Origin of the sequence: Tsukamurella sp. USMM236 (genome assembly GCF_037148755.1) — a bacterium.
Taxonomy (GTDB): domain Bacteria; phylum Actinomycetota; class Actinomycetes; order Mycobacteriales; family Mycobacteriaceae; genus Tsukamurella.
The window spans coordinates 149,987-162,585 of sequence record NZ_JBBCSS010000002.1; the positions used below are offsets into that span (position 1 = coordinate 149,987).

A 12,599-nucleotide genomic window follows, 5' to 3' on the forward strand; every position below is an offset into this window, starting at 1 on the left:
CGAAGGACTCGAGACATGAAGATCGCAGTGATCGGCGGCGGCCCCGGCGGCCTCTACTTCTCCGCCCTGATGAAACAGCTCGACCCGGACCACGAGATCACGGTGTTCGAGCGGAACCGGGCCGAGGACACCTTCGGCTTCGGCGTCGTCTTCTCCGACGAGACCCTCGGCGGCATCGAGAACGCCGACCCGGTCATCTACGGGCAGATGGAGTCCCACTTCGCCCGGTGGACCGACATCGACGTGCACTACCGCGGCGAGTGGAACACCGTGGGCGGCCAGGGCTTCGCCGCCATGAACCGGCACGACCTGCTCGCCCTCCTGCAGCGCCGCTGCCTCGATCTCGAGGTGGACGTGCGGTTCGCGACGCCGGCGCCCGACGTCGAGGAGCTGATGGCGACGCACGATCTCGTCCTCGCCGCCGACGGTCTCAACTCCGCCGCGCGGACCCGGTTCGCCGAGGGCTTCGAGCCCGACCTGGACCGGCGCCGGTGCAAGTACATGTGGCTCGGCACCGACAAGGTCTTCGAGGCCTTCACGTTCATCGTGGAGGACACCGAGTGGGGCACCATGCAGATCCACGGCTACCCCTACTCCGACCAGGGCAGCACCTTCATCGTCGAGATGGCCGAGGACGTCTGGCTCCGAGCGGGATTCGACGCCACCGCGGACCGCGCCTTCGCGCCCGGCGAGAACGACGACGCCGCCATCGCCCGGATCGCCGAGATCTTCGCGCCCTATCTCGGCGACGGCCGGATCCTCGCGAACAACTCGCAGTGGATCACCTTCACCACGGTCCGCAACACCAGCTGGGTGCACCGGAACCTGGTGCTGCTCGGGGACGCCGCGCACACCGCGCACTTCTCCATCGGCTCCGGCACCAAGCTCGCGATGGAGGACGCACTGTCGTTGGCGGCGTGCCTGCACGAGAACGGCGACCTGGGCACCGCGCTCAAGGTCTACGAAGTGGAGCGGCGGCCCGTCGTCGAGTCGACGCAGCGCGCGGCGCAGGCCTCCCTGGAATGGTTCGAGACCATCGGCAGCTACCGCGAGCAGGAGCAGGTGCAGTTCACCTTCAACCTGCTCACCCGCAGCCGCCGGATCACCTTCGACAACCTCCGGCTCCGCGACGCGGACTTCGCCGACCGGGTCATGCGCTCGTTCGGCGCCGGAACCGGCGCCGGGCCCGAGATCCCGGCGATGTTCCACCCGGTCACCATCGGCGACCTGCGGCTGAAGAACCGGATCGTGGTCTCGCCCATGGACATGTACTCCGCCGTCGACGGCCTGCCGAACGACTTCCACGTGATGCACCTCGGCTCGAAGGCGCTCGGCGGCGCCGGCCTGGTGATGACCGAGATGGTCTGCGTTTCCGCCGACGGCCGGATCACGCCCGGCTGCACCGGCCTCTACACCGACGAGCAGCGCGAGGGATGGCGCCGCGTCGTCGACGCCGTCCACGCGTACTCCGGCGCGAAGATCGGCCTGCAGCTCGGCCATTCGGGCCGCAAGGGCTCGACGAAACTCATGTGGGAGGGGATCGACGATCCGCTCGACGCCGACAACTGGGAGGTCATGGCACCGTCGGCGCTGCCCTACGGCCCGGACAGCGCGGTGCCCCGGGAGATGACGCGTGCCGACATGGACCGCGTCGTCGGGGAGTTCGCCGACGCCGCCCGCCGCGGCGCCGAGGCGGGCTTCGACCTGCTCGAGTTCCACGCCGGCCACGGCTACCTGATCTCCTCGTTCCTCTCGCCGATCTCGAACACCCGCACCGACGAGTACGGCGGTTCCGTCGAGAATCGGCTGCGCTTCCCGCTGGAGGTGTTCGACGCCGTCCGCGCCGCCTGGCCCGCCGACCGGCCGGTCTCCGTGCGCCTGTCGGCCACGGACTGGATCCCGGACGGCAACGACATCGACGAGGCGTTGGAGATCGCCCGCGCCTTCTGCGAGCACGGCGTCGACCTCGTCGACGTCTCCACCGGCCAGGTCGCCAAGCACGAACGGCCCGCCTTCGGGCGGAGCTACCAGACCCCGTACGCGGACCGCATCCGCAATGAGGTCGCCGGTCCCGCCGGCGTGAAGGTGGTCGCCGTCGGCGCGATCTCGTCCTACGACGACGTCAACTCGATCCTGCTCGCGGGCCGCGCCGATCTCTGCGCCCTCGGCCGCGCTCACCTGTATGACCCGCAGTGGACGCTGCACGCCGCGGCCGACCAGAAGTACGCCGGGCCCGGGGCCGAGTGGCCGGATCAGTTCCGCGCGGGCAACCGCAAGCCGCCCAGCGCTCGCACCGACGCCGTGCGCCCGCGCCTCGCGCTGCTGCGCGACGAGGAGCCCGAGCTCGCCGCGCACGTGCGGTGGACCCCGTGATCCCCGCCGCGGTGACCCGCCGAGTCCTGCTGTGCTGCTGGATCGCGATCCTCGCCGAGGGCTACGACGTCGGCGTCTTCGGCGCCGTGGTGCCGGGCCTGCTCGCCTACGAGCCCTGGTCGCTCAGCGCGGTCGAGATCGGCGGCCTCGCGGCGTGGTCGCTGGTGGGCATGCTCATCGGCGCCACCACGATCGGCGTGCTGGCCGACCGGGTCGGGCGGAAGAACATGCTGCTCGTCGCCGTGGCGCTGTGCGCGCTGCCGCAGCTCGGCGTCGCGCTGGCGCCCAGCCCCGAGGTCCTCGGGCTGTTCCGGTTCGTCGGCGGGCTCGGCCTCGGCGGCGTCATCCCGATCGCCGCCGCCTACACCATCGAGTTCTCGCCGCCGGCCAAGAAGTCGAGGAACTACGGGATCATGTACTCCGGCTACTCGTTGGGGATCATGCTCGCGGCGCTGGTCGCCGTGCTGTCCCTCGACGCCCTCGGCTGGCGCTGGGTGATGGGCCTCGGTTTCGGCGCCGTGATCCTGGTGCCGATCCTCGCGGTCGCGCTGCCGCAGTCGATCGAGCAGCTCGCGGCGAGCGGGCAGACCGACCGCGCCGCCGCGGAGGCCCGCAGGCTGGGCATCGAACCGCCGCCGGCGGTTCCGGCCGCAGCGCGCGCCGAGCGGGGGGAGCGGGAGGGCTTCCTCGATGCGCTCCGGGTCGTCTTCTCCCCGCGGTACCGAGTGGCAACCGCCTGCTTCTGGCTGGCCCTGTTCTGCGGCCTGCTGCTGGTGTACGGGCTCAACACGTGGCTGCCGCAGATCATGCGCAAGGCCGGCTACGACCTCGGCTCGTCGCTGATGTTCCTGCTCGTCTTCTCGCTCGCCTCCGCGATCGGCGGGATCGTCGTCGGACTGCTCGCCGATCGGCGGGGCCAGAAGCCGGTCCTCGTGGTCTGTTACGCGGTCGGCGCGCTCGGCATCCTCGCCCTGATGTTCCGCGGCCCGATGGTGGTCAACTACCTCCTGGTGGGCATCGCGGGGATCGGCTCCATCTCGACCTCGCTGGTGCTCACCGGCTGGGTGGCGCACTACTACCCGGCCCGGATCCGCGCCGCGGCGACCGGGATGGCGCTGTCCTTCGCGCGCGTCGGCGCCATCGTGGGGCCGATCGTGGGCGGGTTCATCGCAGGGGCAGGCTTCGGCTACCGCGCCAACTTCGTCTTCTTCGCCGTCGTCGGCGGCATCGCCGCGCTCGCGGTGGCCGCGCTCCCGCTCCTGCGGGGCGAATCCGACGGGGCCCCGGAGCCGGAGGAGAGCGTCACCGCCCGGACCTGACCCGCGTGCGTACGGAAACGGCGGCGTCCCCGGTGGGGCGCCGCCGTTCCGGTGTGTTCGGAGGTCAGTCCTCGACGAGGGCGAGGACGCGGGCGGGGGAGCCGGTGCCGCCGACGATCGGCAGCGGCGAGACCACGATCACCGCGCCCTGGGGCGGCAACTGCGCGAGGTTCCGCAGGCTCGTCAGGCCGTACTTGTCCGCGCCGAGCAGGAAGTTGTGCGCGGGGAAGGGCGGCTCCAGCATCGCCGCATTGCCCGCGTCGATGCCCACCGTCTCCACGCCGAAGCCGGAGATCGGGACCTCCTCGGCCAACCACCGCGCGCAGGCCGCGGAGACGCCGGGGGTGTGCGAGCCGTTCTCGTCGAGGTTGAGGAAGCGCTCGCGGTCGCCGCCGTACTGATCCCAGCCCGTGCGCAGCAGGAGCCACACGCCCTCCGGGATCGCCCCGTGCTCGGCGATCCAGCCCTGCACGTCGGCGACGTCGAGCAGCCAGTCCGGATCGGCCGCGGCGCGGTCGGCGAAGTCCATCACGCACGCCGGACCGACGAGGCGCCCGGGCGGCAGCTGGCTGACGTCGGCGCCGTCACGGCCCGTGATCCAGTGGCACGGGGCGTCCACGTGCGTGCCGATGTGCTCGCCGGTGTGGATGTTGTTGTGCTGCCAGGCCGGCGCCGTCGGCTCGAACGCGGCGACCCGCTCCAGGCTGAAGTCGATGAGGTTCACGAAGGGCTCGGGCAGGCGCAGCGTCGGGGTGTCCGCCGAGAGCGGCGTGGTCAGGTCGAGCACCCGGATCCTCCCGCCCGCGAGGGCGGTGGCGAGTTCGGTGAGCATGGGTCCTCTTCTCCCCGGCACGGGCCGGTGTCGGCTGAGCGGCCGCGCGGGCCGCACCGTCGGAAAGCGGCGGCTGCGCCCGACGGTAGGACGCGCCGAACGGCCCGGCTATCCAGATCGCGACCGCCCGCTGTCCCGATCGGCGCGGGCACCGCGCGGGCTCTTCAACCCGTCCCGGAGCGAGGCTAGCGTGGGATGCATCACACGGCCCGTGATACGTGGAAGGCAGGTCGGGGCATGGCGGAACGCTCCTTTGCGAAAGAAGTCCTCAAGCTGCGCCAGGAACCGGGGACCCGGTTCGAGGGCGAGGGGATCCTGGCGGTGACGAAGGCGCTGCTGCAGTCCGGCGTCGCGTACGTCGGCGGCTACCAGGGGGCGCCGATCAGCCACCTGATGGACGTCCTCGGCGATGCCCGCGAGATCCTCGACGAGTACGGCGTGTACTTCGAGAACAGTGCCTCGGAGGCGACCGCCGCGGCGATGCTCGCCGCCTCGGTGCACTACCCGCTGCGCGGCGCGATCACCTTCAAGTCGACGGTGGGCACCAACGTCGCCTCCGACGCGCTGGCCAACCTCGCCAGCGGCGGCGTCACCGGCGGCGCGCTCATCATCGTCGGCGAGGACTACGGCGAGGGCAGCTCGATCATGCAGGAGCGCTCCCACGCCTTCGCGATGAAATCGCAGATGTGGCTGCTGGATCCGCGGCCCGACCACACCGCCATCGTGGACGCGGTGGAGCACGGCTTCGCGCTGTCCGAGGCGTCGAACACCCCGGTCATGCTGGAGCTGCGGCTGCGCTCGTGCCACCTGCACGGCACCTTCACGACGAGGGAGAACCGGCGGCCGCAGATGACCGTCGAGCAGGCGATGGAGAACCCGAAGCGCGACGTCAGTCGGATCGTGCTGCCGCCCGCGAGTTTCCAGCACGAGCAGGAGAAGATCGCCCACCGCTGGCCCGCGGCCGTCCAGTACATCCGCGAGCACGGCCTCAACGAGACCTTCGGCCCGGCGGACGGCAAGGTCGGCCTCATCGTGCAGGGCGGCCTCTACAACACCCTCAACCGCGCGCTGGAACTCCTCGGCTGCTCGGACGCCTTCGGCGACACCGCGGTCCCGCTCTACGTCATGAACGTGACGTACCCGGTGATCGACGAGGAGATCGTCGAGTTCTGCGCCGACAAGGACGCGGTCCTGCTCCTCGAGGAGGGGCAGCCCGACTACATCGAGCAGAACCTCAACGCGATCCTGCGCCGCAACGGCCTCGACACCGCGCTGCACGGCAAGGACGTGCTGCCGAAGGCGGGGGAGTACACCCCGATCGCCGTCACGAAGGGCGCCGCCGAGTTCCTCGGCCGGTACGCCCCCGAGCTGGTCACCGGCGATCCCGCGGTGCTCCTCCCGGCGGGCGACCCGCGCAGCCCGTTCACCGAGCGGGTCGACGGCCGCGCCGTCCAGCCCCGCCCGCCCGGCCTGTGCACCGGCTGCCCGGAGCGGCCGATCTTCTCCGCGCTCAAGCTCGCCGAGCGCGAGACCGGCGTGGAGCATCACGTGAGCGCGGACATCGGCTGCCACCTGTTCGCCATCAACGAACCCTTCAACCTGGGTGCCACGACGATGGGCTACGGCCTCGGCTCCGCCGGTGGCGCCGCGCTGAGCAGCAAGGACGCCGGCCGGCGCGGCGTCGCCGTGATGGGCGACGGCGGCTTCTGGCACAACGGCCTCACCTCCGGCGTCGGCAACGCCGTCTTCAACGAGTCCGACCAGCTCCTGGTGGTGGTGGACAACGCTTACGCGGCCGCCACCGGCGGCCAGGACCTGCTCTCCTCCCGCGCGATCCTGCCCGACCGCAGCACCAACAACCCGATCGAACGGGCGGTGCGCGGCGTCGGCGTGAAGTGGGCGAAGACGATGCCCGACACCTTCGACGTCGCGAAGATGCGCGACGTCTTCGTCGACGCCCTGACCAGCAAGAAGAAGGGCCCCAAGGTCATCGTCGCGCAGAGCGAGTGTCAGCTGAACAAGCAGCGTCGCGAGAAGCCGGAACGGGCCGCGGCGGTCAAGGCCGGCAAGCGCGTCGTCACCCAGCGGTTCGGCGTCGACCCGGAGACCTGCACGGGCGATCACGCCTGCATGCGGATCTCCGGCTGCCCGTCGCTGACCATCGCGCCCAACCCCGACCCCATGCGGACCGACCCCGTCGCCGCGGTCACCGACACTTGCGTCGGCTGCGGTGTGTGCGGCAACAACGCGCACGCGGCGGCCCTCTGCCCGTCGTTCTACCGCACGGACGTCGTCACCAATCCCACCCGCGTCGACCGGATCCGCGACCGCGTGCGCGGCGCCGTGTCCGAGCGCCTCGGTCGCGGCCTCGAGGGCCGCGCGGCCCGCTTCGAATCCACGGAGGCCTTCTCATGACCTGGACCCAGGGGCAACGGCCCATCACCGTCGCGGTACTCGCCATGGGCGGCGAGGGCGGTGGCGTCCTCGCCGACTGGATCGTCTCGCTCGGCGAGGACGAGGGCTGGACCGCGCAGAACACCTCCGTCGCCGGCGTCGCCCAGCGCACCGGAGCCACTGTCTACTACGCCGAGCTCTTCCCGCCGGACGTCACGCACCGCAGCGGGACCGGGCGCGCCCGCGAGACGCCGATCCTCTCGCTCATGCCCACGCCCGGCGAGGTCGATGTGCTCATCGCGTCCGAGCTCATGGAGGCCGGCCGTGCGGTGCAGCGCGGCTTCGTCACCCCGGACCGCACCACCCTCATCGCCTCACTCAATCGGGTCTACTCGATCCTCGAGAAGTCCACGTTCGACGACGGCCGGGTCGACTCGGCGGCTCTGCTCGACGGTGCCGCCTCCGCGGCGAAGACCCTCGTCTCCGGTGATTTCGCGACGCTCGCCCGCGACAACGGCAGCGTGATCAGCGCGGCGCTGTTCGGCGCCCTCGCGGGCAGCGGCGCCCTGCCCTTCCCGCGCGAGGACTTCGAGGAGGCGATCCGCAAGGGCGGCAAGGGTGTCGAGACCTCGCTCGCGGCGTTCGCCGCCGGGTACGAGCGGGCGCGGCAGAGCCTCGCGGAGGACGCCGCCCGGGCGCAGGCCCCCGCCCCGGCGCCGTCCGGCAGTGCTCCCGTGCCGCTGACCCTGCAGGTGCGGCGGCCGAAGACGCCCGAGGAGCTCAAGGCCGACCGCGAGACCGAGCGCAACGAGATCGCGGCGCGCGCACCGGAATCGCTCGTCGGTCCCGCGCTCGCCGACCGGGCCCGCCGGGTCGCGCGGTCCTTCCCGCCGGCCGCCGCGTCGATGCTGCTGCACGGGCTCGAGCGCACCGCCGTCTACCAGGACCTCGCCTACGCGGACCGCTACCTCGACCGCGTCGCGCGGATCAGCGCCCTCGATCCGGACCACGAGGGGCAGGCCCGGCTCACCGTGGAGGCGGCGCGGCACATCGCGCTGTGGATGAGCTACCAGGACACGGTGCACGTCGCGCTGCAGAAGGTGCGCGGCCGGCGCATGGACCGCGTGCGCGCCGAGGTGCGGCCCGGCGACGAGCAGGTCATGCGGGTCCACGAGTACCTGCACCCGCAGGTCGACGAGATCACCGACACGATGCCCACCGCCCTGGGCCGCGCGCTCGAGCACAACCGGGCCTTCGCCAAGGCCGTCGATACGGTGTGCCACCGCGGCTTCATCATCAACACCACCTCGGTCTGGGGCTACGCCACACTCTCCACCCTCGCCCGGATGCGGCCGCTGCGGCCGCGGTCCCTGCGGTTCGGCCGCGAGCAGGTCTTCATCGACACCTGGCTCGACACCGTGACCTCGGTGGGCCGCACCGATCCCGCGCTCGCGACCGAGGTGATCGTCGCCGCGCGGGTCCTCAAGGGCTACGGGCAGACCCACGCCCACGGCGTCGACAGCTTCGGCCTGCTGATGGAGGGGCTGGAACTGGTGCGCGGGCTGCCCGACGCCGCCGAGCGGATGCGGCGCCTGGTGGACGCCGCGGTGGCCGACGAGGACGGCGGGAAGCTCCGCGACGGCCTCGCCGCCCTGCGCCGCACCGCGGCGTAGGGTTCGGCGCCGCTTCGCCGGTCGTGCGGGGCGCTCCGTGCGAGGATCGGGCGATGGAGTTCCGCGAGACCTTCGACCGGCTCGACCCGACGATCTGGACGGACTCGTACCTGCCGGCGTGGAGTTCGCGGGCGGCCGCCCGCGCGACGGTCGCGGCGGGCCCGGACGGGCTCACGCTCTCGATCCCGCCGGAACAGGGCCCGTGGTGTCCGGACACGCACCCCACCCCGCTGCGCGTCTCGGGCATCCACTCCGCGAACCGGTCGGGCCCCGTCGGATCGACGGACGCGCCGCAGCCCTTCCTCCCCGGCCAGACCGTGCAGGAGGAGCAGGCCACCCGCCTCGGGTTCGCGCCGCACTTCGGCGGCATCGCCGTCACCTGCTCGGCCGTGCTCACGCCCCGGTCGATGTTCGCCGCGTGGATGGTGGGGCTGGAGGACCGCGTCGAACGCTGCGGCGAGATCTGCCTCGTGGAGGTCTTCGGCGACGCGATCGAGGACGGGATCGCCGCAGTCGGCCAGGGCATCCATCGCTTCCGCGATCCCGCGCTGACGGAGGACTTCTCCGCCGAACGCCACGCCGTCGACGTGAGCCGGCCGCACACGTACCGCGCGGACTGGGAGCCCGGGCGCGTGACCTTCTCCATCGACGGCACCGTCACGCGCGTCAGTCCCCAAGCGCCGGACTACCCGATGATGCTCATCCTCGGGATCTTCGACTTCCCCGACCGGGTGGGGGACCCGGCGATCACGCCGAGCATGACGGTGTCCGCGGTGACGGGAACCGGCCTCGGCCCCGCCACCGCGATCCGCTCGTAGGAACGGCCGCTCAGCGGCCGAGCAGGCGCCGGACGCGGGTGAGGGCACCGTCGTCGCGCTTGAGCAGTTCCTGCGCGACGAGGTGACCGGAGCCGCCACCGAGGCCCGGCCCCGGGTGAGTGGCGGCCCCGATGTGCCACAGCCCGTCGACCGCGGTGCGGTGACGGGCGGTGAGCGGCCCGGGTCGCCAGAAGATGTTCTGGTCCAGCTCCGCGGCACCGCAGTACGGATCGCCCTGCACGGCATTGGGGTTCGCGGCCGCCAGGTCGACGGGGCTGATCGCGCTGACGGCGAGGACCGCGTCCCGGGTGCCCGGCGCCGCCTCCTCGACGAGTCCGAGCACCCGGTCGACGTAGCCGGCGACCAGCTCGTCGGTCCAGCCCGCGGACGTGTCGAGCTCGCCCGCCGCGTCGCCGACCGGCGCGAACGGGACCTCCTGCAACTGCAGCCACAGCATGCCCCGGCCCGCGGGGACCCGGCTCGGATCGATGAGGGCCTGCTGCCCGACGACCACCGTTGGACGGGCGGGCAGCAGGCCCGCCTCGGCCTGCGCGCACGCGACGCCGACGGAGTCCGAGCCGGCGGTGAGGTGCACCAACGGCGCGCCGTCGAGCGCGGGGTCGGACCACTCGAGCGGCTCATCCAGCGCGACGTGCACCTGCATCGCCGCCCGGCCGTACTGGTAGCCGCGCGCCTCGGCGCGGACCGCCTCGGGCACGGCCGATTCCGGGAGCAGGTCGCAGTACAGCGCCGTCGGCGTCACCGAGGCGAGGACGGCCTGCCGCGCGTCGATCCGGCGCCCGCCGACCATGACGCCCGCGGCGCGGCCCGACTCGACGAGGATCCGGTCGACCGGAGCTCCCGTCAGGACCTCGACGCCCCGCTCGGCGAGCAGCGACGCGAAGGCGTCGAGGAAGGCCCGCTGCCCGCCCACGGCGACCGGCAGGCCCGCGCCGTGCATCGTCGCCGCGAAGACCGGGATCATCAGCCCGCCCGAGGCGCTGTCGGGGCTCAGGCCCGCGTGCAATAGCCACGGCGCCCAGAGCTGGTCCACCTCGGTGCCCTCGAACGTCCGCCGGCCCCAGCGTCGCCCGCTCGTCGCGGCGTCGCGGACCCAGCCCTCGGTACGGCCCAGGCCGCGCCGCAGCATCGTCGCCGCGTGGCCCAGCACCCCCGGGGCTCGGGTCTCGTTGCCCAGCAGGGCGCCGATGACGTCGAGGTCGCCGCCGATCCGGTCGAGCATCGCCAGGTAGGCGGCGCGGTCCCGCTCCGAGAACTGTTCGACGGTGCGCGCCGGGTCCCGGTGCGCGACCACCGCGGGGCGGTCGCCGGAAACCGACCCGGTGACGGCGTCGTCGGCGTTCGCGTACGCGAGACCGTGCCGGTGCAGGTCCTCGCCGAGCGTCGCGTACGCGCCGCCGGTGACGAAGAGGGGGTGCCACGACGAGTAGGTGTCGTGCACGAAGCCCGGCAGCGTGAGCTCGTCGCTCGCGAGGAAGCCGCCGAGCCGGTCGGCGGCCTCGATGAGGCACACCGACCGGCCGGAACCCGCGAGCTCGGCCGCGGCGACGAGCCCGTTGATGCCGGACCCGATGACGACGACGTCGGCCGTCATGCGGCGCGCCTCGGTCCGGCTCCGGACGGGACCGCCGAGGCGGCCGGGCGGGGCCGGCGCGCGAGGAGGCGCCTGGTCACCCACCGGTAGTCCGCGGGCTTCGGCGGGAGCAGCCACTCGCGCACCCGCTGGCGCCGCGAGAGTTTCAGGCCCATCTCCTCGATGATCTCGTCGATGTTGTGCATCGAGAACGGGATCAGGTTCGTGCCGCGGGCGTGGTGCCCCTCGGTGCGATCGCGCATCCAGCGCAGCCGCGCCGAGACCTGCTCGCGGCGCTCCGGTACCGGCGGCAGCTCGGCCGCGCCGTCGAGGACGTGCGCGACGTAGAGCGAGGCCATCTCGGCCGACAGCGGCGAGAAGAAGGAGGAGTTGTAGCCGACGAAGGCGAGGCCGGGGACCTCGTGCGGGAGGATGAAGCGGTAGAGCTCGAAGTCGCCGTTCGCGTCGGTGAGCCGGGCCTGCACGTCGGCGTCCAGGAAGGGCACGTCCTGCCGCCATCCCGTCGCCGCGATGATGACGTCGGCCGGCACCGTCGACCCGTCGGACAGGCGCGCCGCCGGGCGGCCGTCCTCGACGAGCAGCTCGGCGATCTCCGTGTCGCGGCGCACCGCGAGGCTGCCATCCTGCACCGCCTCGAAGAAGCCCTCGCTCACGAGACTGACCGTACTGCGCGCGATGCGCTCGAAGTCGCCGTCCGGCACGAGCCCGTACTCCTTGAGCTTGAGCTGGCGCGTCGCCACGGCCTGCAGGCTCGCGAGCATGCCGTTGCGCACGGGCTTGCCCGCGCCGTGCAGGAAGGCCTCCACGCCCTGCAGTCGCTGGTACTCGAACAGGGCCTCGCCGAGCCGGGTGAGCATGAGGAACTTGTAGTTGATCGCGCCGCCGAGGTGCCGCGGCATCTTCCACAGCAGCTTCCGTGCGATCACCGTGGCGCTGCCGGTGACGGGTGCGATCGCCGATGCCACGTCGCAGGCCGACTTGCCGTAGCCCACGACCAGCACGTCGCGGCCGGCCACCTCGTCGAGCGAGTGCACGTCGCCGGGCGCGCAGAGTCGCCCGCCCGCCGCCTCGAAGGCCTCGCGGCCCGGCCACCCCGGGATGGACGGCGCCGAGAAGATCCCGTTCGCGCTCACCAGGTAGTCGTATTCCTCGGTGCTCACGCCCTCCGGGCCCTCAGCGGTCACCGACCAGGTGACCGGCCGCAGCGCGGGGTTCGCGGTCACGTCGGACTCCGACGGCGCACCGTCGGGCTCGGACAGGGTGGCGGAGATGACGGTGGTGGACACCCGGAATCGGTCCCGGAGGCCGAACCGGTCGACGTAGCCGTCGAGGTACTCCTGCACCTGCGCGCTCTCGAGCCACTGCGGGTAGTGCCGCGGCATCGTCTGATCCGACAGGCAGTACGTGCCCTTGTTGTTCTGGGTGCGCAGGCCCGGGTAGCGGCGCGACGCGCTCCAGACCCCGCCGATGTCGGGGGCCTTCTCGTAGACGGTGACGTCGTGGCCGAACTGGGTGAGGACCTTGGCTGCGGAGACTCCGGCGAAGCCGGCTCCGATCACGGCGATACGCATGGCT

8 protein-coding genes are annotated in these 12,599 nt (G+C 72.4%); 5 read left to right on the forward strand and 3 right to left on the reverse strand.

Features of this window, described 5'->3' with window-relative positions; all coding sequences use genetic code 11:
• Positions 1-15 precede the first annotated feature (15 nt).
• Positions 16-2,373, forward strand: a complete 2,358-nt coding sequence (locus WFK95_RS06530) for a bifunctional salicylyl-CoA 5-hydroxylase/oxidoreductase (protein WP_336670219.1) — start codon at positions 16-18, stop codon at positions 2,371-2,373.
• Complete coding sequence (locus tag WFK95_RS06535) at positions 2,370-3,692, forward strand: MFS transporter (protein ID WP_336670220.1); 1,323 nt, start codon at positions 2,370-2,372, stop codon at positions 3,690-3,692. Before WFK95_RS06530 ends, WFK95_RS06535 begins: the two co-directional genes overlap by 4 nt.
• Positions 3,693-3,756: 64 nt before the next feature.
• Here the strand turns inward: WFK95_RS06535 and WFK95_RS06540 are convergent, their stop codons facing one another.
• Positions 3,757-4,524, reverse strand: coding sequence for a cyclase family protein (locus WFK95_RS06540; protein WP_224647990.1), 768 nt, complete (start codon positions 4,522-4,524; stop codon positions 3,757-3,759).
• A gap of 237 nt (positions 4,525-4,761) precedes the next feature.
• On the opposite strand from WFK95_RS06540, the gene WFK95_RS06545 reads away from it, so the two are divergent.
• Genes WFK95_RS06545 through WFK95_RS06555 form a run of 3 tightly spaced genes read left to right on the forward strand, consistent with a single transcriptional unit; the run spans position 4,762 to position 9,409 of the window.
• On the forward strand, positions 4,762-6,939 hold the full coding sequence (locus tag WFK95_RS06545) for a thiamine pyrophosphate-dependent enzyme (RefSeq protein WP_224647991.1): 2,178 nt from the start codon (positions 4,762-4,764) through the stop codon (positions 6,937-6,939).
• A complete protein-coding gene (locus tag WFK95_RS06550; RefSeq protein WP_336670221.1) occupies positions 6,936-8,591 on the forward strand; it encodes an indolepyruvate oxidoreductase subunit beta family protein in 1,656 nt (551 codons plus the stop codon). Before WFK95_RS06545 ends, WFK95_RS06550 begins: the two co-directional genes overlap by 4 nt.
• A gap of 53 nt (positions 8,592-8,644) precedes the next feature.
• Complete coding sequence (locus WFK95_RS06555; RefSeq protein WP_224647993.1) at positions 8,645-9,409, forward strand: glycoside hydrolase family 16 protein; 765 nt, start codon at positions 8,645-8,647, stop codon at positions 9,407-9,409.
• A 10-nt stretch (positions 9,410-9,419) separates the two neighbouring features.
• Here WFK95_RS06555 and WFK95_RS06560 read toward each other — a convergent pair whose 3' ends face one another.
• Positions 9,420-11,024: a phytoene desaturase family protein gene (locus tag WFK95_RS06560; RefSeq protein WP_224647994.1), complete on the reverse strand. Its 1,605-nt coding sequence runs from the start codon at positions 11,022-11,024 to the stop codon at positions 9,420-9,422.
• Positions 11,021-12,595 carry a flavin-containing monooxygenase gene (locus WFK95_RS06565; RefSeq protein ID WP_336670222.1) on the reverse strand — a complete coding sequence of 525 codons (1,575 nt, stop codon included), beginning with the start codon at positions 12,593-12,595 and terminating at the stop codon, positions 11,021-11,023. Before WFK95_RS06565 ends, WFK95_RS06560 begins: the two co-directional genes overlap by 4 nt.
• Between the last annotated feature and the right edge of the window lie 4 nt (positions 12,596-12,599).